21 protein-coding genes and 1 other RNA gene are annotated in these 22,406 nt (G+C 55.8%); 9 read left to right on the top strand and 13 right to left on the bottom strand.

Going from position 1 to position 22,406, the window contains the following annotated elements; translation table 11 throughout:
• Positions 1-149: 149 nt before the first annotated feature.
• Positions 150-2,255 (bottom strand): pyruvate/proton symporter CstA, encoded by a 2,106-nt coding sequence (gene cstA / locus CNE01S_RS09495; protein WP_061275448.1) that lies wholly within the window; start codon positions 2,253-2,255, stop codon positions 150-152.
• A gap of 390 nt (positions 2,256-2,645) precedes the next feature.
• Here cstA and CNE01S_RS09490 point away from each other — a divergent pair, with 390 nt between their 5' ends.
• Positions 2,646-4,871: a TonB-dependent siderophore receptor gene (locus CNE01S_RS09490; protein WP_061275446.1), complete on the top strand. Its 2,226-nt coding sequence runs from the start codon at positions 2,646-2,648 to the stop codon at positions 4,869-4,871.
• Positions 4,872-5,118: 247 nt separating this feature from the next.
• Positions 5,119-6,462 (top strand): NADP-specific glutamate dehydrogenase, encoded by a 1,344-nt coding sequence (gene gdhA / locus CNE01S_RS09485; RefSeq protein WP_061275444.1) that lies wholly within the window; start codon positions 5,119-5,121, stop codon positions 6,460-6,462.
• Positions 6,463-6,500: 38 nt separating this feature from the next.
• Here gdhA and CNE01S_RS09480 read toward each other — a convergent pair whose 3' ends face one another.
• Positions 6,501-7,319, bottom strand: coding sequence for a GNAT family N-acetyltransferase (locus tag CNE01S_RS09480; protein ID WP_061275442.1), 819 nt, complete (start codon positions 7,317-7,319; stop codon positions 6,501-6,503).
• 60 nt (positions 7,320-7,379) lie between these two features.
• Positions 7,380-7,994 carry a membrane protein YczE gene (yczE, locus tag CNE01S_RS09475; protein WP_061275511.1) on the bottom strand — a complete coding sequence of 205 codons (615 nt, stop codon included), beginning with the start codon at positions 7,992-7,994 and terminating at the stop codon, positions 7,380-7,382.
• Between the two features lie 91 nt (positions 7,995-8,085).
• On the opposite strand from yczE, the gene yczR reads away from it, so the two are divergent.
• Entirely contained in the window at positions 8,086-9,513 is a 1,428-nt protein-coding gene (yczR, locus tag CNE01S_RS09470; RefSeq protein ID WP_061275440.1) for a MocR-like transcription factor YczR, read from the top strand.
• Positions 9,514-9,589: 76 nt separating this feature from the next.
• Here the strand turns inward: yczR and CNE01S_RS09465 are convergent, their stop codons facing one another.
• The 3 genes from CNE01S_RS09465 to CNE01S_RS09455 form a co-directional block, all read right to left on the bottom strand.
• A complete protein-coding gene (locus CNE01S_RS09465; protein WP_061275439.1) occupies positions 9,590-9,814 on the bottom strand; it encodes a hypothetical protein in 225 nt (74 codons plus the stop codon).
• Positions 9,811-10,065: a hypothetical protein gene (locus CNE01S_RS09460; RefSeq protein WP_038475018.1), complete on the bottom strand. Its 255-nt coding sequence runs from the start codon at positions 10,063-10,065 to the stop codon at positions 9,811-9,813. The genes CNE01S_RS09465 and CNE01S_RS09460 overlap by 4 nt, the downstream gene beginning before the upstream one ends.
• A gap of 131 nt (positions 10,066-10,196) precedes the next feature.
• Positions 10,197-10,643, bottom strand: coding sequence for an Lrp/AsnC family transcriptional regulator (locus tag CNE01S_RS09455; protein ID WP_061275437.1), 447 nt, complete (start codon positions 10,641-10,643; stop codon positions 10,197-10,199).
• A gap of 105 nt (positions 10,644-10,748) precedes the next feature.
• Here CNE01S_RS09455 and CNE01S_RS09450 point away from each other — a divergent pair, with 105 nt between their 5' ends.
• The 4 genes from CNE01S_RS09450 to CNE01S_RS24360 all read left to right on the top strand — a co-directional run bounded on the left by CNE01S_RS09450 (position 10,749) and on the right by CNE01S_RS24360 (position 13,963).
• A complete protein-coding gene (locus CNE01S_RS09450) occupies positions 10,749-11,642 on the top strand; it encodes a DMT family transporter (RefSeq protein ID WP_061275435.1) in 894 nt (297 codons plus the stop codon).
• Positions 11,643-11,780: 138 nt separating this feature from the next.
• Positions 11,781-12,932, top strand: coding sequence for a double-cubane-cluster-containing anaerobic reductase (locus CNE01S_RS09445; protein WP_061275433.1), 1,152 nt, complete (start codon positions 11,781-11,783; stop codon positions 12,930-12,932).
• A gap of 9 nt (positions 12,933-12,941) precedes the next feature.
• Positions 12,942-13,706 (top strand): putative 2-hydroxyacyl-CoA dehydratase activator YjiL, encoded by a 765-nt coding sequence (gene yjiL, locus CNE01S_RS09440; RefSeq protein WP_061275431.1) that lies wholly within the window; start codon positions 12,942-12,944, stop codon positions 13,704-13,706.
• Positions 13,706-13,963 (top strand): putative Se/S carrier protein, encoded by a 258-nt coding sequence (locus CNE01S_RS24360; protein ID WP_072279124.1) that lies wholly within the window; start codon positions 13,706-13,708, stop codon positions 13,961-13,963. The genes yjiL and CNE01S_RS24360 overlap by 1 nt, the downstream gene beginning before the upstream one ends.
• A gap of 80 nt (positions 13,964-14,043) precedes the next feature.
• On the opposite strand, the gene ffs is transcribed toward CNE01S_RS24360, so the two are convergent.
• Positions 14,044-14,140, bottom strand: an RNA gene (gene ffs / locus CNE01S_RS09435) — signal recognition particle sRNA small type.
• 171 nt (positions 14,141-14,311) lie between these two features.
• Between ffs and CNE01S_RS09430 the strand changes: the two genes are divergently transcribed.
• Entirely contained in the window at positions 14,312-14,623 is a 312-nt protein-coding gene (locus tag CNE01S_RS09430) for an MGMT family protein (protein WP_061275429.1), read from the top strand.
• A gap of 27 nt (positions 14,624-14,650) precedes the next feature.
• On the opposite strand, the gene CNE01S_RS09425 is transcribed toward CNE01S_RS09430, so the two are convergent.
• Positions 14,651-15,223: a YbaY family lipoprotein gene (locus CNE01S_RS09425; protein WP_061275427.1), complete on the bottom strand. Its 573-nt coding sequence runs from the start codon at positions 15,221-15,223 to the stop codon at positions 14,651-14,653.
• Between the two features lie 201 nt (positions 15,224-15,424).
• Here CNE01S_RS09425 and tesB point away from each other — a divergent pair, with 201 nt between their 5' ends.
• Positions 15,425-16,285 carry an acyl-CoA thioesterase II gene (gene tesB / locus CNE01S_RS09420; RefSeq protein WP_061275425.1) on the top strand — a complete coding sequence of 287 codons (861 nt, stop codon included), beginning with the start codon at positions 15,425-15,427 and terminating at the stop codon, positions 16,283-16,285.
• A 59-nt stretch (positions 16,286-16,344) separates the two neighbouring features.
• On the opposite strand, the gene amtB is transcribed toward tesB, so the two are convergent.
• From amtB to CNE01S_RS09395, 5 genes are all read right to left on the bottom strand, one after another.
• On the bottom strand, positions 16,345-17,637 hold the full coding sequence (gene amtB / locus CNE01S_RS09415; protein WP_008454653.1) for an ammonium transporter AmtB: 1,293 nt from the start codon (positions 17,635-17,637) through the stop codon (positions 16,345-16,347).
• A 31-nt stretch (positions 17,638-17,668) separates the two neighbouring features.
• Positions 17,669-18,007: a P-II family nitrogen regulator gene (gene glnK, locus CNE01S_RS09410; protein ID WP_002891893.1), complete on the bottom strand. Its 339-nt coding sequence runs from the start codon at positions 18,005-18,007 to the stop codon at positions 17,669-17,671.
• Between the two features lie 260 nt (positions 18,008-18,267).
• Positions 18,268-20,043: a SmdB family multidrug efflux ABC transporter permease/ATP-binding protein gene (locus CNE01S_RS09405; RefSeq protein ID WP_061275424.1), complete on the bottom strand. Its 1,776-nt coding sequence runs from the start codon at positions 20,041-20,043 to the stop codon at positions 18,268-18,270.
• Positions 20,033-21,814 carry a SmdA family multidrug ABC transporter permease/ATP-binding protein gene (locus CNE01S_RS09400; protein ID WP_061275421.1) on the bottom strand — a complete coding sequence of 594 codons (1,782 nt, stop codon included), beginning with the start codon at positions 21,812-21,814 and terminating at the stop codon, positions 20,033-20,035. The genes CNE01S_RS09405 and CNE01S_RS09400 overlap by 11 nt, the downstream gene beginning before the upstream one ends.
• Positions 21,815-21,888: 74 nt before the next feature.
• A complete protein-coding gene (locus CNE01S_RS09395; RefSeq protein ID WP_039290800.1) occupies positions 21,889-22,350 on the bottom strand; it encodes an Lrp/AsnC family transcriptional regulator in 462 nt (153 codons plus the stop codon).
• Positions 22,351-22,406 lie beyond the last annotated feature (56 nt).

The raw sequence follows: 22,406 nt of genomic DNA, 5'->3' as shown, positions 1-22,406 counted from the left end.
CCAGCAGGTTGCCCCTCACCCCGGCCCTCTCCCCAAAGGGGGAATAAAGAAACCCAGCCTAACCCCTTACCCAAAGGGGATGGGCTGAATAAAGAAGCCTAATCTATCCCCTCTCCCTTCCAGGGAGAGGGTTAGGGTGAGGGTAAAAATCAATGCACGCTCTTCGCCTGCGCCACGATCTCCTGATAATTCTCAGGCATAGGCTCATACGGAGTTTCACTCGACGTTGGTTGCTCAGACTTCAGCGCCTTGAGCGCAGTTTTCAGCGAGAACCAGCCGAGCACCACAACCACCACCATAAAGAAGATGGTCAATCCCGCATCCAGGCGGTTGTTAAACACCAGCTGGCTAAGCTGCGACTGCGTGTATTGCGCCGGAATATTGCCGCTGTCGATCATCGCCTGGAATTTGTTGGCGATAGCGAGGAAGCCCACTTTTGCATCCGAACTGAACGCTTTTTGCCAGCCTGCCGTTAAAGTACAAACCAGCAGCCATGCGGTCGGCATCAGCGCAACCCAGGCATAACGCTGCTTCTTCATTTTGAACAGCACCACTGCGCACAGCATCAGCGCCATGCCCGCCAGCATCTGGTTGGCAATACCGAACAGCGGCCACAGCGTGTTAATGCCGCCCAGCGGGTCGACCACGCCCTGATGCAGGAAATAGCCCCACGCCAGTACGCAAAGCCCGGTCGCAAGCAGGTTGGCCGGCAGCGAATCCGTCCGTTTCAGCCCCGGAGAAATCACGCCCAGCAGGTCCTGCAGCATGAAGCGCGCCGCACGAGTCCCGGCATCTACCGCCGTCAGGATGAACAATGCTTCAAACAGGATGGCAAAGTGGTACCAGAACGAGACGTCCATCAGCCCGCCCATCGCGCCGTGCAGAATGTACGCCATCCCGACGGCAAGCGTCGGTGCCCCGCCTGCGCGAGAGATAATGCTCTGCTCGCCGACTTCACTGGCGATAGTGGTTAGCGTTTCCGGGGTAATATGGAAGCCCCAGCCGCTCACCACCTGCGCGGCTGAAGCCACAACATCCGCCGTGCCCGCAGGTGCCAGCACCGCCATCGGGCTGTTCATCGCGAAGTACACGCCAGGGTCGATAACACAGGCCGCCACCAGCGCCATGATCGCCACAAAGGACTCCATCAGCATGCCGCCATAGCCAATGAAACAGGCCTGATTTTCGTTCGCCAGCATTTTCGGCGTGGTGCCGGAAGCAATCAGCGCGTGGAAACCAGAAACGGCCCCGCAGGCGATGGTGATAAACAGGAACGGGAACAGATCCCCGCTCCAGACCGGGCCAGTCCCATCGATGAATTTTGTTAATGATGGCATCTGCAGCGTCGGGCGCATGATCAAAATGCCGATCGCCAGCCCGATGATGGTGCCAATTTTCAGGAAGGTGGAGAGGTAGTCGCGCGGCGCCAGCAGCAGCCACACCGGCAGCACAGAAGCTACAAAACCGTAGCCCACCAGCATCCACGTTAGCTGTACGCCAGTGAAGTCAAAGTACGGAGCCCAGGTTGGGCTCTCTGCAACCCAACCACCGGAAATAATGGCAAACACCAGCATCACCAGGCCAATCACCGATACTTCGCCGATATGCCCCGGGCGCAAATAGCGAATATAGATGCCCATAAACAGCGCCAGTGGGATGGTAAAGGCCACGGTGTACGTGCCCCACGGGCTGTGGGTTAACGCCTTCACCACGATCATCGCCAGCACGGCGAGGATAATCACCATAATCATAAAGCAGGCTACCAGCGCGATAACGCCCGCGGTGTTGCCCATTTCTTCTTTAACCAATTCCCCCAGCGAGCGTCCGTTGCGACGCGTTGAGACAAACAGCACCATAAAGTCCTGCACGGCCCCTGCCAGCACCACGCCCGCCAGCAGCCAAAGCATGCCCGGCAGGTAGCCCATTTGCGCGGCAAGCACCGGCCCTACTAGCGGCCCCGCTCCGGCGATGGCGGCAAAGTGATGGCCAAACAGCACTTTTTTATCCGTTGGGACGTAATCAAGGCCGTCATTGTTCCGCACGGCCGGCGTCATGCGCGTGGCATCCACCGTCAGCACGCGTTTAGCGATAAACAAACCGTAGTAGCGATAGGCGATCAGGTAGATACAGACTGAGGCAATAACAATCCACAGCGCATTTATCTGCTCACCGCGATTCAGTGCGATATAGCCGAGGGCGAATGCGCCTATCAAAGCAAGCACGACCCAGACGAGGTGTTTCCCAAATCTATCCATCAATTTTGTCCGTTTTCTAAGTGGATACCGAGAGTTGTTACATTTTGTATCTAGCCTGGAATAGCGGTTCTCACAATCCGAAGGGGGCAAAACGCGGGGCATTTACCTGAGTTTGTTAATGAGATCACCTAAATATGTATCGCAACAGTAAAGTCGGCAGGTCAACTGTGGAGTATCAGGTTGGTGAATGGTTAACGCGGAGATTGATAACCAGGGATGATTAATTAGCGGAATTAATTGGTTTAAAATGTCAACAGAGAAAGATATTGATAATTATTTTCATTTGCAATAGCGTGTTTCCGCACTTTCAACTCCAGGCACTTTTGCCGCGTCCTTCCTCATTTGGGAAAGGAGTTTACGGGACGCAGGCGGTGACACTCAGGATAAATAATGAACAATACATTATCGTACTCCCTCGCCACACTGGTGAGTCTGGGCCTCTACGGCACTGCCTTTTCGGCGGCGGCAGAGACGGCCCTCGTAGAAAATGAAGACACGCTGGTGGTCACAGCGGCCCAGCAAACGCTGCAGGCGCCCGGCGTGTCGGTGATTACCTCCGAGGAATTAAAGAAACACCCGGTCGCGCGCGATGTCTCTGAAATCATTCGCACCATGCCTGGAGTTAACCTGACCGGCAACTCCACCAGCGGGCAGCGCGGCAACGGTCGCCAAATCGATATTCGCGGCATGGGGCCGGAAAACACGCTGATCCTGGTTGACGGTAAACCGGTCACCAGCCGTAACTCCGTTCGTCTGGGCTGGCGCGGCGAGCGCGATACCCGCGGTGACGCATCCTGGGTTCCACCGGAAATGATCGAGCGCATTGAAGTCCTGCGTGGTCCGGCAGCAGCCCGCTACGGCAATGGTGCGGCGGGCGGCGTGGTGAACATCATTACCAAACGCAGCAGTAACGAGTTCCACGGCAGTTGGAATACCTATTTCAATGCGCCGGAACACAAAGACGAAGGATCGACCAAACGCACCAACTTCAGCCTGACGGGGCCATTGGGGGATGACGTCAGCTTCCGCCTCTACGGCAACCTCGATAAAACGCAGGCGGACGCCTGGGACATCAACCAGGGGCACCAGTCCCTGCGGACCGGATCTTACGCCAACACGCTACCTGCCGGCCGCGAAGGCGTTATCCATAAAGATCTTAACGGGATGATCCGCTGGGAATTTGCCCCCATGCAGGCGCTGGAGTTTGAAACCGGCTACAGCCGCCAGGGCAACCTCTACTCAGGCGATACACAAAATACGAATACCAGCCAGTTGGTGAAGGATAACTACGGCAAAGAGACCAATCGCCTCTACCGCCAGAACTATGCCGTCACCTGGACCGGCGGCTGGGATAACGGCGTCACCACTAACTCGTACGTGCAATACGAACACACCCGCAACTCGCGCATGAACGAAGGCCTGGCAGGCGGCACAGAGGGGATCTTCTCCAACAACCAGTTCTCGGATATCGATCTCAGCGATGTCATGCTGCATAGCGAAGCAAGCATTCCGTTTAATCTGTTGGTGAATCAAAACCTCACCGTCGGCAGCGAATGGAACCAGCAGCGCATGAAAGACGGTTCGTCTAACACCCAGTCGTTAAGCGAAGGCGGGCCGATTCCGGGTCTCTCATCCACTGGCCGTAGCCCTTACTCTAAAGCGGAGATCTTCTCCCTGTTCGCTGAAAACAACATGGAGTTAACCAGCAGTACTATTCTGACGCCGGGGCTGCGCTTTGATCATCACTCCATCGTAGGAAATAACTGGAGCCCGTCGCTGAACCTGAGCCAGGAGTTAGTGGAAGATCTAACGCTTAAGCTTGGTATTGCCCGGGCTTATAAAGCGCCAAGTCTGTATCAGACCAACCCGAACTACATTCTCTACAGCCGCGGGCAGGGTTGCGCAGCCAGTGCCGGGGCGTGCTATCTGATGGGGAATGAGGACCTGAAGGCCGAAACCAGCGTCAACAAAGAGATTGGCCTGGAGTTCAAGCGGGACGGCTATCAGGCCGGGATCACCTGGTTCCGGAACGATTACCACAATAAGATTGAATCCGGTTATTCGCCTATTGCCTCTAACAGTAAGAAGACCGATATCTACCAGTGGGGCAACGTGCCTAAAGCCGTGGTGGAAGGTCTTGAAGGCACCATTAATCTGCCGCTGACGGAGACCGTGAGCTGGAACAACAACCTGACTTATATGCTGCAAAGCAAAAACAAAGAAACTGGCGATCGCCTGTCGATCATCCCTGAATATACGCTTAACTCCACGCTGAGCTGGCAGGTTCACCCGGACATTTCGCTACAAAGCACGCTGACGTGGTACGGCAAACAGGCACCGAAGAAGTACAACTACAAGGGCGAACCTGTCACCGGCAGCGACACCAACGAGGTCAGCCCTTATAGCATCATTGGCATGAGCGCGACCTGGGACGCGACCAAAAACGTCAGCTTAACCGCCGGCATTGATAACCTGCTGGATAAGCGCCACTGGCGCGCGGGTAACGCCCAGACCACCGGGAATGCCACCACCAACGCTTATATGTATGGCGCGGGCGCCGAGACTTACAACGAGTCTGGCCGCACGTATTACATGAGCGTCAACACGCACTTCTAACCTCTGCCCGGGAGGCTAACCAGCCTCCCAAAGGGGTAAGAAACAGTCAGAGAACACGCTTTATTGACTGTTATTAGACCGGATTTTAGATTTTTTTAGGGTAAATAGTCTGACTAAACGCTTCCCTTCTTTATTGCCATCCTGGTGAAAAAATCGCTTGATGCCCGTTCATAAGAAAATGTTATAGTCGAAAAAAAACCATACAAAAAACGCATACAACACGACCTTCAACAAGGAGTTACCTCTGATGGCTCAAGCATTATCTCTCGAAGACTTTTTAACCTCAGTACAGTCACGCGACCCGCATCAGGTTGAATTCGCTCAGGCGGTTCGCGAAGTTATGAGCACGCTGTGGCCGTTTCTGGAAAGCAATCCGCAATATCGCCAGCAGGCGCTGCTCGAACGCCTGGTCGAGCCGGAGCGCGTGATCCAGTTTCGCGTTGCCTGGGTGGATGACAACAATCAGGTGCAGGTAAACCGGGCGTGGCGCGTGCAGTTCAACTCGGCCATTGGCCCGTTCAAAGGCGGAATGCGCTTCCACCCTTCCGTTAATCTGTCGATCCTGAAGTTTCTTGGCTTTGAACAGACTTTTAAAAATGCCCTCACCACCCTGCCGATGGGCGGCGGTAAAGGCGGCAGCGACTTTAACCCTAAAGGCAAAAGCGAAGGTGAAATCATGCGTTTTTGCCAGGCGCTGATGCTTGAGCTGTACCGCCATCTGGGCCCGGATACCGACGTTCCGGCGGGCGATATCGGCGTAGGCGGCCGTGAAGTCGGCTACATGGCCGGGATGATGAAAAAGCTCTCCAACAACACCGCCTGCGTGTTTACCGGCAAAGGACTGTCGTTCGGCGGCAGCCTGATCCGCCCTGAAGCCACCGGCTACGGACTGATCTACTTCACCGACGCCATGCTGCAGCGTCACGGTCTGGGCTTCGAAGGCATGCGCGTGGCGGTTTCCGGCTCCGGCAACGTGGCTCAGTATGCGATTGAAAAAGCCATGTCGCTCGGCGCTCGCGTGGTCACGGCCTCTGACTCCAACGGCACCGTGGTCGACGAAGCAGGCTTTACCGCTGAGAAACTGGCCCGCCTGTGCGAAATCAAAGCCAGCCGCGACGGCCGCGTAGCAGATTATGCCCGAGAATTTGGCCTCACTTATCTGGAAGGCCAGCAGCCGTGGAGCGTGCCGGTTGATATTGCTCTGCCATGCGCAACTCAAAACGAACTGGACGTCGAGGCGGCACAAACGCTCATCGCCAACGGCGTGAAGGCGGTAGCCGAAGGGGCAAATATGCCAACCACGATCGCCGCGACGGATTTGTTTGTGGAAGCCGGCGTGCTGTTTGCACCAGGCAAAGCGGCAAACGCAGGCGGCGTGGCCACTTCGGGCCTGGAGATGGCGCAGAATGCGGCCCGTCTGAGCTGGAAGGCCGAAAAAGTGGATATTCGCCTGCACCACATCATGCTTGATATTCATCAGGCCTGCGTGGATTACGGCGGAGAAGGGAAACAAACGCAGTACGTTCGCGGCGCGAACATCGCCGGTTTTGTCAAAGTTGCGGACGCAATGCTGGCTCAGGGCGTGCTGTAACCTACGCGGTGAGGGCCTTCGCCCTCACTTATTCTCATCTATAAAGTAAGCTTCATTTCATATTGCTGGAGCGTATCCTGAGTAAAACCGCTGCTTAAAAATAACGGCGCAACGGCCTCGGGCAGGCTCGGAATAGTTACTAATCCAGGGAACCGGCGCTGAAGTAAAGCCAGCAGTTTTTTCGCCTTCCCCGAACGTCGCGCATGTGGCTCAACAAACAGCCCTCTGAGCTTCGGTATCTCACCAGGAACCACCATCGCATAAGCCACTTCATCCAGCACAAAAGCCGTACCAGGCAGTTTATACAGCGTTTCAGCCGCGCAAAGCCAGGGCAGTGGCGCATCGGGGCTGGCCATCATTCTTCGGGTCATTTGCAGCGGGTCGACTTCCAGCAGCTCGCCGTTAACCTCACCTTCGGGAACGCCAGAGGAGTGAAAGCCCACCAGCGTTTGCTGGCGCACAAAGCCCATTCGCTCATACAGCGCCAGCCCGCCCTCGTTGCCCAGAATCACTTCCAGAAAAAACTGCCGATCGCCGCGAGCCCGCGCTTCGTCAATCAGTTGCTGAATGAAGATTTTGCCAAGCCCTTGCCCGCGAAGCTCCGGCCGAATAGCAAACGCGGCAAGGCGACAGGTTCGCCCGCGCCGTGTCACCAGCGCCATCGCTTTAGGTTCCCCACGATCAAGCCAGACGAGGCTGTCGCCGGGGAAAAAATCTTCAGAAGCAAATCTCCAGCCGAACGTTTCGCCTTCCAGGCGGAAAGGCACCACGTACTGTTCAAAACAGTGGGTTAATATCTCTGCCAGCTGAAAGCTGTTCCAGTTAAGCGCCGGTTTACTCACAATCTCGTGCCGCATGCTCTCTCCCGTTAAGCGAATTTTGTTCTGCGGAAGATACTGTTTAGCACAGTCAGAGAGTCAGGATGTAGTTTCCGGTGCAACTGTCACTGCGTTATTCCGCGGCTTAACGCGAAACCACGGCAGGCAAAGCTGGATAAGCGGCCCGATGGCTAAAGCATAAAGCACGGTACCCACGCCGAAACTGCCGCCCATCAACCAGCCGGAAATCAGCACGGTCACCTCGATGGCGGTACGCACGCTGCGTACCGACCAGCCCGTTCTGGCATGGATCCCGGTCATTAGCCCGTCTCGTGGCCCGGCGCCAAAACCCGCGCCGATATACATGCCCGTCGCCAGAGCATTAACCACCAAAGCGCCGCCCAGCAAAACGGAACGAGCGAGAAGCGATTCCAGCGGCGGCATTAGCGCCAGCGTGGCATCCGCCGCCAGCCCTAAAACTATCACGTTGCTGATGGTGCCGAGCCCGGGCCGCTGACGCAGTGGGATCCACAACAGCAACACCAGCGCGCCAACGATAATCATCACCAGGCCAAGATTTAAAGAGAACAGCCTCGCCACGCCGAGGTGGAAAACGTTCCAGGGATCGGCCCCCAGATCGGCACGAACAAACATCGCGGTTGAAATACCATAAAAAACCAGGCCGGTATAAAGCTGCAGCAGGCGACGAGCCATCATGACAAAGATCCTCATTGTGTTTTTATGGCTATACCCTCTCGCAAAATGGACTTAGTATTAAGGTCCAGTTATCAGAAAGTGGACTGCTATGACGCTGCGCAGAATCGGAATTTCATCTTTAACACGCCTGCTGGGCCACTGGCATCAGGCGTCATCCCGTTCGCCGGTCTATCGCCAGTTGGCCGATGGGCTGCGGCTGCTGATCCTGGATGGCCGCTTACCGCTCGACAGCAGGCTGCCGGGGGAAAGAGAGCTTTCTGGCGCACTGGGCGTGAGCCGCACCACCGTCGCCTCCGCGCTGGCGCAGCTGCGTGAGGAGGGTTACCTGCTGAGCCGACAGGGTTCAGGCTCCGTCACCATGCTGCCCGAAAGCAGCCCGGCCATTTCCCCTTTGCCCGGCAATGCTCCGGTACTGGATCTGTCCACTGCCGCCCTCAGCGCCGGGCCGGAGATTCATCGGGCCTATTCCACCGCGCTCACTTTCCTGCCGGAACATTTATCCTCTACCGGCTATGAGAGTCAGGGGTTGCCGGAGCTGAGAGAAGCTATAGCGCGCCACTATGCGTCCCGTGGATTACCCACCACGCCTGACCAAATCATGGTAGTCAACGGCGCCGTCAGCGGCCTGGGGCTGATCCTCCGGCTATTCACCGGCCCGGGCGATCGCGTGGTGGTCGATCATCCTACTTACCCGATGGCGTTAGCGGCCATTCGCGGCGCCTCCTGTCGACCTGTGCCGGTCAGCCTGCCCGCCAGCGGCTGGGACGTTGACGGCCTGGCGGCGACTATCGCCCAGACCTCTCCCCGGCTGGCTTACTTGATTCCAGATTTCCATAACCCAACCGGCCGCTGTATGGACGCCACTACGCGCCAACGAGTGAACGAGATTGCCGCCCGCAGCCACACAACGCTGGTTGTGGATGAGACAATGGCAGATCTCTGGTTTGACGCGCCGCCCCCTCCTCCCCTGGCCGCTTTTGGCCCCGAGGAACACACCATCTCGCTGGGCTCAGCCGGGAAAAGTTTCTGGGGCGGGCTGCGGCTTGGCTGGATAAGGGCTTCGGGCAAAACCATCAGTTCGCTGATACAAATCCGCAATACCTTCGATTTAGGGACGCCTTTGCTGGAGCAGCTGGCTGCCACTCAATTGTTTAACGATGCGGCGCAGTTCTTGCCCCAGCGTAGAGAAATGCTTCGCCAACGCTGTGAAACCAGCTTCGCCACCATGCAAACGCTGTTCCCGGACTGGCAAACGTCGCCCCCGGAGGGCGGGCTGTCATGGTGGGTGGAATTACCGAAGCCGCTGGCCACAATTTTTGCCGCCGCGGCCGAGAGCCAGGGAATTCGCATCGGCGCCGGGCCTCGGTTTGGCGTCGAGGGAGCCTTTGAACGCTTTTTACGCCTGCCCTTTAGCCTCGAGCCCAAGGAGATGCAGCTGGCGCTCCAGCGGCTGCAGCCGCTATGGCAGCACCTGGCGGCAACAAGAAATGAAAGTCTACGGGGAATGGTATTTTAGAACGCGGATTATTTCCCTCTAAAATAAAAGAGGGAAATAATATTCTGTCAGAATAGCAATAAGCCGACGCTAAAAATTAATGCTGTGAAATTCGAGGAATGGCAAACCCTTTTAGGGTAATGGTGAAATACTCACCCTCTTTTTTAATACTGGCCCCGGTATCGCACCAGTCTGAAGCGATGCGGAAAAACTCATCGCTGCCAATATTCCAGCCCAGTTTCACTTTTTTCAGGTAGCCCGAGCGCAATAATTCACAGGCTTGCTGATAGTCGTGGGCGGTACTGTCCGTACCGGCGTTCATTTTTTCTTCTTCAGTAGTTTACGCAATGCCTTGATCTCACGATCGTTTAATGGCGTTACGCGAGTCTCTGAAGTGTGCTGGCTGTCTACGTCATCTTCGTCGACGCCCACATCACCGTCGAGATCATCAAAAGCTTTTGACAGAAGTCTCTCCGTTACGCTTGCCAGGGTTTCACTATTTTCTTCCGCATAGTGACGAATCTTCTCTTTTAACTCGATACTTATTTTTACGTTCAGCGTAGCCGTCGTCATTGCAAATCCTTAATGCTTAAACAGAGGTTGGTGTTTAATACTATAGAGAATAAATAAGATCCAGCCAGCACGATAAATTTAATATTTCTGTCATAATTCAAATACCCGGAAAATATATCCGGATTACGCCATTACAAAGGAGGCAACCTGCGCTTCACCGGCGTGCTTTTGACGATAGAAGTGTTGCACTGGGCGAACTCGGCCAGCTCATCAAGGATTTCATCCAGTTGCCCGATAGAGCGAATCACCAGCCTGATAATGAAACAATCCTCACCGGTAATTTTATCGCATTCAATGCATTCGGGAATCGCCTGAATCATCTTCTCCACTTTGTGCAGCATGCCCGGCAAAGGCTTCATGCGCACCAGCCCCTGCAGCGTGTAGCCCAGAGCCTCCAGGTTGGCATTCATGGTGTAGCCGTTGATCACGCCGCGTTCCTCCAGCCGCTTGACCCGTTCTGCGGTACTTGGCGAAGAGAGACCAATTTTTCCGCTCAATACTTTGAGCGAGATACGGGCATCTGCCGCAAGAATAGTCAGAATATGCCTGTCGATATCATCAGGAAGGTAATCATTCATTTTTATCTCATTTATAAAGGCAAAAGAATTTAATGACCTAATTTTAGCACTTCAATGTGCCCAACACAGTGCTCAAAATAAAGCTCTTTATTCTGGAGAGACAAAATGACTCGTGAGATAAGAACCGGCAGCCTGCAAATGATTGCGGCGATGCTCATCTCCGGCACCATCGGCGCGCTGGTGGTAATTTCTCAGCAACCTATCGCCAACGTCGTATTCTGGCGCTGCGTTTTTGCAACCATCACGCTGTTCATATTGGGCCTGATGAGCGGCAACTGGCGCAGCCATTTGACCCGCAAGGTTGTTTTGATCGCCGCCCTCGGCGGCGTGGCGCTGGTTGTTAACTGGCTGCTGCTGTTCGCCGCCTATTCACGAACGTCCATTGGACTGGCTACGGTACTCTACAATACGCAGCCGCTGATGCTGGTGGGGATGGGCGTTTTTATCCTGAAAGAGAAAGTCAGCCGCAGCAAGTGGCTCTGGCTGGGTGCGTCATTTGTCGGCATGCTGCTTGTGCTATCGAGCGGGCTAAACCATGACGGCAACGGCGGCTGGCTGCTGGGCATTGTAATGGCGCTCGGTGCCGCTTTCTTTTATGCCCTGACGGCGCTTATCACCCGCCAGCTGAAAGGCGTTCCGCCACAGCAAATCGCCCTGGTTCAGGTAGCCGTGGGTACCCTTCTGCTGCTGCCGCTGGTGGATTTCCAGCAACACATGACGTTCACCCATTGGGGAATTGTGGCCATGTTGGGCATCGTTCATACCGGCATTATGTACCAGCTGCTGTACGGCGCGATTCAGAAGCTGCCGACGTCGATTACCGCCTCACTCTCGTTTATCTACCCGATTGTGGCGGTAATAGTGGATCGCTTTGTCTTTGATCACAGCCTGAGCCCGATACAGTTTGTCGGCGGCGCAATGATTCTGCTGGCTGCAGCGGGGATCAATTTGGGTTGGGGAGAAAAGCGCAGGGCTAAAACAGTGCTGGCGAAGAGCTAGTTCAGGCCGACATATAGTCACCGGTCTTGAAGATAAATGAATGATGTTTAATTGCTAACCATCACATAACCACTTAATTAGCATGGTTATAATGCGTGGTCTTTTCATCATCTCCCGTGTTACGGGGAAGGAAAAACCATGTCATTGATTACCAACCTGCCCACCCTCTTTAACCAATTCTCAGAGGCCCGCCAAAAAGGCTTTGTCACGGTAATGGAGCTCAAGGAGCAAGGCATTCCGCTGGTGGGAACTTACTGCACCTTTATGCCGCAGGAAATTGCCCTCGCGGCTGGTGCGGTTGTGGTTTCACTCTGCTCAACGTCTGATGAAACCATCGAAGAGGCGGAAAAAGACCTGCCTCGCAACCTCTGCCCGCTGATCAAAAGCAGCTACGGTTTTGGCAAAACGGATAAGTGCCCGTACTTTTATTTTTCCGATCTGGTAGTGGGAGAGACCACCTGCGACGGTAAAAAGAAGATGTACGAATACATGGCGGAATTTAAAGCAGTACACGTCATGCAGCTGCCAAACAGCGTCGATGACCCCGCTTCCAGGGCACTCTGGAAAGCTGAAATTCTGCGTTTACAGCAGGCCATTGAGAATCGGTTTGGTAAACCGGTGAGTGAAACCGCGCTGCGGGAAGCCATTATTCTTAAGAACCGTGAACGACGCGCGCTGGCAAATTTCTACCGTACGGGCCAGCTAAATCCCCCGGCGCTCAGCGGCAGCGACATCCTGAAAGTTGTCTATGGCGCCACCTTCCGTTTTGATAAGGAAGTACTGATAGATGAGCTTGATGAGATGACCGGGCATGTTCATCAGGCATGGCAGGAAGGCAAAAGGCTGGACTCGCGTCCTCGTATTCTCATCACCGGCTGCCCCATTGGCGGCGCAGCAGAAAAGGTTGTCCGCGCCATTGAAGAAAACGGCGGCTGGGTCGTCGGCTTTGAAAACTGCACCGGAGCGAAGGCCACCGAGCACTGCGTGGAAGAGACAGGAGATGTTTACGACGCGCTGGTTAACAAATATCTCGCCATTGGCTGCTCCTGTATTTCCCCCAACGATCAACGTTTAACGTTACTTAGCCAGATGGTGGAAGAGTACCAGGCGGACGGCGTAGTGGACGTTATACTGCAGGCCTGCCATACCTATGCCGTTGAATCTCTTGCGATTAAACGGCATGTCCGCCAACGACACGACATCCCCTACATCGCCATTGAAACGGATTATTCCACGTCAGATGTCGGGCAACTGGCTACCCGAGTCGCGGCATTTATTGAAATGCTGTAAGGAGCACGGGTGAACTATTCAGTAGGCATTGATTCCGGATCAACCACCACAAAAGGCGTTCTGCTGGTAGATGGCGTTATTGTTGACCGCTTTATGTGCCCCACGCCTTTTCGCCCGGCAGAGGCGATAAACAGTGCCTGGGAACGCCTCAGCGCAGGGCTGGATAATCGCCCTTTTCTGACCCTCACCGGATATGGCCGCCAGCTGATCGATTTTGCCGATAAGCAGGTGACGGAGATTTCCTGCCACGGGCTGGGGGCTCGCTTTCTGGCACCAGACACCCGCACCGTTATCGACATAGGCGGTCAGGACAGTAAAGTCATTCAGCTGGATGAAAAAGGTAGCCTGACCGACTTCCTGATGAACGACAAATGCGCTGCAGGCACGGGGCGTTTTCTGGAAGTCATATCCCGCACGCTTGGCGCCAGCGTGGAGACGCTGGATACCATTACAGAAGGCGTTGAACCACATGCCATAACCAGCATGTGTACGGTGTTTGCCGAATCCGAGGTAATAAGCCTGCGCTCTGCGGGCGTTCCTCCTGAAGCGATTCTGGCGGGAATCATTAACGCCATGGCCCGGCGCAGCGCTAATTTTATCGGGCGGCTGGCTTCTGAGGGGCCGGTTTTATTTACCGGCGGCGTCAGCCATAGCCATACGTTTACCCGAATGTTGGAAAGTTATGTAGGCACGCAGGTTCGCACACACCCGGACGCCCAGCTTGCAGGAGCCATAGGCGCCGCGCTGATTGGCCAACAAAAAGGCAGGCGCTAATGGCCGACTTTCTGTTTTTATTCCATTCAACACTCGGGGTGATTCAGACCCGCAAAGCTTTGCAGGCCGAAGGGATGACCTTCCGTATAGCGGATATCCCACGCCAGCTGCACAGGCAATGCGGGCTGTGTATTTACCTGAGCTGCCCACCAGGCGAAGAGACAAGGTGGATAATTCCGGGACATACGGAGTCACTATATCGTTATGAAAAGAATGACTGGTGCTGTATCGGGCGGTTTGATTCTTGCGGATCGTGAATAATGTGCTGATAAGCCAGCGGAACGCATAAGAAGGTTATGAGGGGAAAATTTTTGCCGACGGCAGAATTGGGTGGGGGCCCTGCCAGCTACATCCCGGCACACACGACGCCTGCTGCGGCTGCTTCCTTCCGGACCTGACCGAGTTCACAAGTTAGTGTTGCGGGAGAACCAACAGGGCCCCCATTGAGAGCGTTGTTATCCAACGCGCTGGCGCATTATCCACATAGACCCCGGCAATTGCAAGCCAGCGGCGGTCAGGTGTTGGTTTATTGCGCATCAACGGTTTAACTTGGTGCTTTCCCCACCGCCGATTATCCTTAGAAGCGATTTTGTCAGGAGTTCACTATGGATAATCACGATTCCTTCCCGCAGCGGGTTTACCAAATTGTTGCCGCCATTCCCGAAGGTTACGTTACCACCTACGGTGAAATTGCCGCGCTTGCCGGGTCGCCGAGAGCCGCTCGCCAGGTTGGAGGCGTGCTTAAGAGCCTGCCGGAAGGTAGCCGTTTGCCGTGGCACCGGGTGGTGAACCGACAGGGTATCATTTCACTGACAGGGCCGGATCTCCAGCGTCAGCGCCAGGCGCTGCTTTCTGAAGGGGTCATGGTGTCAGGAGACGGGCATATCGATATGCTCCGTTACCGCTGGAAATATTAAAACGCCCCCATTCGGGGGCGTTTCGTTTTAGTACGTTGTTGGCGCAGGCACCGCCGAAGATGGCGTTACCTGAGTCGGCGAGGTTGACGGCACCGTGCTTGCTGCCCCACCGCCTTGCTGAAGCGGAATAGCCGTATTTTGTACCGGTACCAGCGTCAGGTCGGCCTTTGTCCCGCCCTGGTTGATCACCGGCTGGAAGGTATCGGTGATAAACATCAGCTTACCGTCCACGGTAATGGCTGCGCTCAGCAGGATACGCGCGTTCGGCTGAATATCAGCCGGGTTGAACGGGATCACGAAGCTGAAAGGCGCCTGTTTACCTTCGGTACGCGTCACTTTCTGGGCAATGACTTTAGAAGGAGCATCGGCCAGTGAGGCATCGGAAACGGTGACAGTCAGCACAGCATCTGGCGGCAGAGCAACGCGCTGACGGATCCATGCCGTACCGGAGACGTTAGGTAATGCGATGTTGGATTGCTGGGCAGATGCAGCCCCGGCGGACGCACTCGGCGCAGGAGTCGGCACATCAGCACTCTTATGTGAACAACCTGCAACAGCAGCCGCGATGGCCAAAGCACTTAACATAGGCACAAGTTTCATTGATTTTTTCTCCTTATTATCAATGTAGCGCCGGGGACGAACCCCGCTGAAAAACGCGCTTAACGCTTTAAGTGTGGCACAGATCACTGAATTCTGCTCAAAACCAGGAATGTTCCCAGCATCGGCTCATCAAATACGCCGTTTGCGGGCATGTTATAATCGTGGAAATCTGCCACATCTCCCTTTTATTGAGGACATTTTATGAGTCAGGCGCTCAGCAATTTATTGGCGTTACTTAACCTGGAAAAAATCGAAGAGGGATTGTTCCGTGGCCAAAGCGAGGATTTAGGCTTACGCCAGGTATTCGGCGGGCAAGTGGTCGGCCAGGCGCTTTACGCGGCAAAAGAAACCGTGCCGGAAGACCGTCTCGTCCACTCTTTCCACAGCTATTTTTTACGCCCAGGCGACAGCCAAAAACCGATTGTTTATGACGTAGAAACCCTGCGCGACGGCAACAGTTTTAGCGCCCGCCGCGTCGCTGCGGTGCAGAACGGCAAACCTATCTTCTACATGACCGCGTCATTCCAGGCGCCTGAATCTGGCTATGAGCACCAGAAAGATATGCCCCCAGCACCGAAACCGGACGGGCTGGTGTCCGAAACAGACATCGCCCGCTCGCTGGAGAAATTCCTGCCGCCGCATGCGAAAGAAAAGTTCCTTAGCGAGAAGCCGCTGGAGATCCGCCCGGTGGTGTTCCACAACCCGCTGAAAGGCCACGTCGATCGGCCGGCCCGCCAGGTGTGGATCCGCGCAAACGGCAGCATGCCGCAGGATCTGCGTGTGCATCAGTACCTGCTCGGCTATGCCTCCGACTTCAATTTCTTGCCGGTCGCCTTACAGCCGCATGGCGTAGGTTTCCTGGAGCCGGGGATGCAGGTCGCGACTATCGATCACTCAATGTGGTTCCACCGTCCGTTCGACATGAACGAATGGCTGCTTTATAGCGTTGAAAGTACGTCGGCTTCGAGCGCTCGCGGCTTTGTTCGCGGTGAGTTTTATACGCAGGATGGGGTGCTGGTCGCGTCGACGGTTCAGGAAGGCGTCATGCGCCATCGCGGGTAGTTAACGCTGAAATAAAAAAACCTCGCCGACCAGGCGAGGTTTTCAGAACTCATGACTAATTAGTTGTTGTAAGCATTTTCGCCGTGGCTGTTGACGTCCAGACCTTCGCGTTCCTGCTCTTCTGGTACGCGTAGACCGACGGTCAGGTCAGCAATCTTGAAGGCGATGAACGCCACCACGCCAGACCAGACAATGGTGATAGCCACGCTTTCAAGCTGAACCAGAAGCTGATGCCCCATGGTCACGCCTTCTGCATAACCTACGCCGCCCAGAGACGTTGCCGCGAAGATACCGGTCATGATACAGCCGATGATGCCGCAGACGCCGTGCACGCCGAACACATCACATGGGTCATCAACGTTGAGCCATTTTTTCAGCGTCGTCACGCCCCACAGGCCAGCCAGACCCACAACCAGGCCAATCAGCAACGCACCGCCTACGCCAACGTATCCACACGCAGGGGTAATACCAACCAGACCAGCGATGGCACCGGAACAGGCACCCAGCAGAGAAGGTTTACCGCGCAGCGCCCACTCGCCGAAGACCCACGAGAGAATTGCAGCGGCAGTGGCAACAACGGTATTGACGAACGCCAGAGCTGCGATTTCGTTTGCCGCGCTAGCAGAACCGGCGTTGAAGCCGAACCAGCCAAAGTACAGGATCGCGGTGCCGATAAACACCATTGGCAGGTTGTGCGGCTTGAACGCTTCTTTGCCGAAGCCAACGCGTTTGCCTACCAGGTAAGCACCTACCAGGCCTGCAACAGCGGCGTTAATGTGCACCACGGTACCGCCCGCGAAGTCCAGCGCGCCATGTGTAGCCAGAATACCGCCGCCCCACACCATGTGCGCAATCGGCACATAGGAAAGCGTCAGCCAGACGGCAGCAAAAATCACCACCGCAGAAAAACGTACGCGCTCGGAGAGAGAGCCGACGACCAGTCCGACGGTGATACAGGCGAAGGAGCCCTGGAAGGCAACGTGAATGTACTGATAGAAGGTGCCCATCAGCGCTTTCAGCTGGATATTTTTCAGCATCACCCAATCAAAGCTGCCGAAGAAGTTGTTCCCGGTGCCAAATGCCAGGCTGTAGCCATAGACGACCCACAGTACGCAAACCAGCGCGAAAGTGACGGAGATTTGTGTCAGCATCGACAGCACGTTTTTGGAGCGAATCAGACCACCGTAGAAGAGCGCAAGGCCTGGGATGGTCATAAATAGCACCAGCGCGGTGCATATCATCATAAAGGCGTTGTCAGCTTTGTCCGCGACCGCAGGCGCGTCCGCAGCGAAGGCGAGCGTTGGCAGTAATGCCAGGGCGCCTAAACCAAGGAGTGCAGCTAATTTTTTCATTTTTCCCATCCCAATCAAGGCTTGCCAGCAGTTACAGAGCGGCTTCGTCGGCTTCGCCGGTACGAATACGAATAACGCGTTGCAGTTCTGCAACGAAGATTTTCCCGTCACCGATTTTGCCGGTGTAGGCGGCTTTGCTAATCACGTCGATAACTTCATCGAGCTGGTCGTCAGCAATAGCAACATCAATTTTTACTTTCGGTAGAAAGTTGACGCTGTACTCGGCGCCACGGTAAAGCTCCGCATGGCCTTTCTGGCGACCGAAACCTTTAACTTCAGTAACGGTGAGCCCTTGAATACCGATTGAAGAGAGCGCTTCACGCACGTCTTCAAGCTTGAACGGTTTGATTACCACGGTTACCAGCTTCATAAATTCTCTCCACTCAGAATTAGGTCGTTACCTGCACGTAGAGAGCAAAGCAAAGCCCATGCCAGGAATAAAAAAACCGCGTGATTCAGCACGTTTTCAGGTTTCAGGCGGGTTACCGGAAAGCCGGGTCAGGGAGCGAGATCGGGCGGGATTAGTCTGAAAAGAAAAAACGCACCACTGCAGTGCAGGATGCGTTTTCGTTTTGCACCAACGCGGAGAAGCGGTGGTTTTTATGCGGCCTGTTGCATGGTTGTGGTGCATCAGGCCGTCAGTGATTCTTCCTGTGCTGAAGCGGCCAGTTCCTCCCCGGCAAGCTGGAGCTGATACATCTGCCAGTAGCGACCCTGCTGCGCCAGCAGTTCGCTGTGCGTACCGCGTTCCACGGCCAGGCCGCGATGCAGCACCAGAATCGTGTTGGCGTCGGTAATGGTGGACAGGCGGTGGGCAATCACTACCAGCGTGGTGTGCTGACGTACCGCCGCCAGCGCCCGCTGGATAGCCTGCTCGGTGCCGGAGTCAATGTTCGCCGTAGCCTCATCAAGGATCAGGATCTGCGGCGCTTCAACCAGCACGCGCGCCAGGGCAAGTAGCTGCTTCTGGCCAACCGAGAGATTGTTCCCCTGCTCACCCAGGCGAGTATGGATACCTTCCGGCAGCGCACGCGCCAGTTCGGCCAACTGAACCGTCTCCAGTGCCTGCCAGACCGACTCTTCGCTGATATCCCGCCCCAGCGTAACGTTGGCAAAGAACGAATCGGCCATCACCACCGGATCCTGCTGCACCATCGCCACGCCGCGGCGCAGCGTTTCATGGCTGAGGGAGTCCAGCGGCCGCCCATCAAGGCGAATTTCCCCTTTTGTGAGCGGGTAATAGCCCATCATCAGGTTGGCCAGGGTGCTTTTCCCGCTACCGGTATGCCCGACCAGCGCAATAAAGCTGCGCGAAGGCACTTCCAGATTAATGTCCTGCAGCACCAGACGATCGCCACGGTAGGCAAACGATACATTGTCGACGCTGATAGCGCCGCTGGCGAGGGGCCGGTTATCGTTGCCGTAATCCTGGCGTTTGCCGTCCATCAGCTCAAACACGCGCTCCCCGGCAACCACCGCCTGCTGCAGAATCGACTGCTGGGTGGTCAGCTCGATAAGCGGTTCGTTCAGTCGGCCAAGGTAGTTAATAAAGGCATACAGCACGCCGACTTCGATAGTGCCGCGAGAAGTGAAGCCAAACAGCATCAGCAGGCCGCACAGAATCATCGCCGAAAACAGGCTCAGCAGCGGCCGCAGAAGCCAGCCATCGAGCCGCAGGGTTTGCATACGCGCCAGATAGTGAGAACGGCTCGCCTGCCCCATGCGTTCGCCGAAGCGGGCCTGCTGGCGAAACTGCTGAATCACGCTCATGCCGTTGATAACTTCGTTAAACCCGTCGTTGATGTCCGCCAGATAGCCGCGGACCCGGCGCACAATCGGCGTGCTGTAACGCTGGTAGATAAACATCACGACGATCACCGCCGGGAAGATGGTTATCGCCACCAGCGCCATACGCCAGTCGAGCGTAAACATCGCCACCAGCATGGCACCAATCAGCGCCGCGCTGCGCAGCACCGTTGCTACAACGGTGACATACAGGTCACGGATCACCTCGGTATCGTTCGTCACGCGAGAGATCAATTGCCCGACCGGCTGCGTGTCAAATGCGCTCAGCGGCTGGCGCAACGCGGCATCCATCACATCGGTACGCAGTTTTTGCACCACGCCTACCGCCGCCCGGTTAAACAGCAGCGCCTGAAGATAGTGCAGCCCCGCGGCGCTAATCGACAGCAGGATATAAGCCACCGCCAGCCCGGCCGCGAGGCCAAGCGGCATTTGGTTTTTCGCCACCAGGTTATCAATGAAATAGCTCACCAGCACCGGGCCACAAACCTCCGCGGCAGCCGCGACCCAAAGCATGAGCATCGCTCCGCCCAGCGGTTTGCGCCACGGCGATCCGTAAGCCAGCAGGCGCTTAATGGTAGGCCACTGTTGTTTACGACTCATTGGCGCTCTCCCTGACTTCTTCCTGCTCCGGGGCCTCGTCCAGCGCGGCCTCCAGCTGCTGATAACGGTACATATCACGGTACCAACCCGGCTGAGACGCCAGGTTATCGTGGCTGCCGCGTTGGGCGATATGCCCGTGCTGCATCACCAGAATTTCGCTGGCTTCCGTTAGCGCAGACAGGCGGTGCGCGCTGATAATGACCGTGCGGTGTTCGCCCCACTGGCGCAGGTTATGCAGAATCTGGTGCTCGGTACGGCCGTCAACGGCGGAAAGTGCATCGTCCAGAATCAGGATCTCGGCGTCCAGCAGCAGCGCCCTGGCAATGGAAATGCGCTGTTTTTGCCCGCCGGAAAGCATCACGCCGCGCTCGCCTACTTCGGTGTCGTACCCTTGAGGCAAGCGCAGGATATCTTCATGGACGCTTGCCAGACGAGCGACATGCTCAATCTCCTCCTGCGTGGCGCCCGGCTTACCCAGCGCAATGTTGCTGGCAACGGTGTCAGAGAACAGGAATGGCGTCTGGTTAACGATAGCCAGGCGGCTTCTCCAGCCGTCAATTTTCAGCGCCGTGAGCGGGAGATCGTGGTAGCGAATATCCCCCTCTTCCACGTCGAAATGACGCTGAATCAGAGAGAGAATGGTGCTTTTCCCCGAGCCCGTTGGCCCGCACAGGCCAAGCATTTCCCCAGGCTTAAGGGTGAAGTTGACGTTCTGCAGCGTGGGCTGAGCAGTCTGTGGGTAGTGGAACTGGCGAATCGAGGCCACCAGTTCAGCCCGCCCGTCCGGCAGCGTTTTATCACCGTCAACCACGCCCGGCTCTTCTTCCAGCATCGCACGGATACGGCTGTAGGCCGCACTTCCACGCTCAACAATATTGAACATCCAGGCCAGCGCAAGCATCGGCCAAATCATCAGGCCAAGATACATCACAAAGCTGGTGAGCTGCCCGAGGGTAAGCGTGCCGTCGATAACCATCCAGCTTCCGCCGCCGATGGCTAACAGGTTTGCTGCCCCAATCGCCACATAAATGGTGGGATCGAAACGCGCATCAATGCGAGCGACTCGCATGTTTTTCGCCCCTGCATCCTGGGCTTCTGCGGCAAACAGCGCCGACTGCCGATCTTCAAGGCCAAACGCCTTGATCATACGGATGCTGGTCATGCTTTCCTGCGTGCGATCGTTTAAGGCCGAGAATGCCGCCTGAGCTACTTTGAAGCGGTCATGCAAACGGGCACCGTCGCGTTTGATCACCACGGCCATAATCGGCATCGGCAACAGCGCCAGCAGAGTAAGCTGCCAGCTGATTTGGGTGGACATGACGATTAGCACCGCCAGGCCCATGACCAGCGAATCCACCAGCGTTAGCACCCCTTCCCCCGCGGCAAATACCACGCGATCGACATCGTTAGTGGCGCGCGCCATCAGGTCACCGGTGCGGTGGCGGAGATAAAACTCAGGATGGTGCCGGCTTAGCTGGCGGTAATAATTTTCCCGCAGCTCAACCGCAAGCTGGTAAGACGCCCCAAACAGCAGGACGCGCCAGACGTAGCGCACCAGATAAACCACCACGGCAATAATCAGCATCACGCCAACCCACATCAGCACCTGCTGAGAAGAAAGACGCTGCTGCACTACGCCATCCACAATCACGCCCACCACTTTCGGCGGCACGAGCTGCAGAATGGCGATGATAATAAGCAATGCCACCGCGCCGAGATAGCGTCGCCACTCGCGGGTGAAGTACCAGCTTAATTGAGCAAATAATCGCACGAAGTTTAAGTCCTGAAATGCTGCCTGCCGGCCAGGGCAAAAGAGTAGAGGCTACTGTTCCGCACAGTGCGGAATCAGGAAGTTAGAGGTAATGCTGTGGTGTATTTTATCTGTTCCATGGCAAAACTCGAAGTGACATCGCTTAATCCCGGGATGCCGTTCACCAGCCGCTTATAAAAGTCGTCGTACCGCTTCATATCAGCCACCTGAACCCGAATCAGGTAGTCATATTCGCCGGCCATGCGCCAGAACCCCAGGACTTCGGGCATGGCCTCCACCACCGAGACAAATTTGCAGTACCACTCGCTGCTGTGCTGCTGGGTTTTAATCAGTACAAACGCCGTAAGACCAAGGCCAAGTTTTTCCGGATCCAGCAGCGCAACTTTGCCGCGAATATAGCCTTCGTCTTCCAGGCGTTTTAAGCGTTTCCAGCACGGGGTGGTGGTCAGATTAACGGCATCTGCCAGCGCCTGCAAAGACAGGGTACAGTCCTGCTGCAGCATCGCAAGCAGCTTTTGGTCAATTTTATCTATCACAGGACCACCAGAGAGAAATATTTTCTCTAATGGAAGCGCTAAACAGGCAAAATGGC

It is taken from the genome of Cedecea neteri NBRC 105707 = ATCC 33855 (assembly GCF_001571265.1).
GTDB classification, from domain to species: domain Bacteria; phylum Pseudomonadota; class Gammaproteobacteria; order Enterobacterales; family Enterobacteriaceae; genus Cedecea; species Cedecea neteri.
This window is presented reverse-complemented; position numbering and strand designations above follow the sequence as displayed.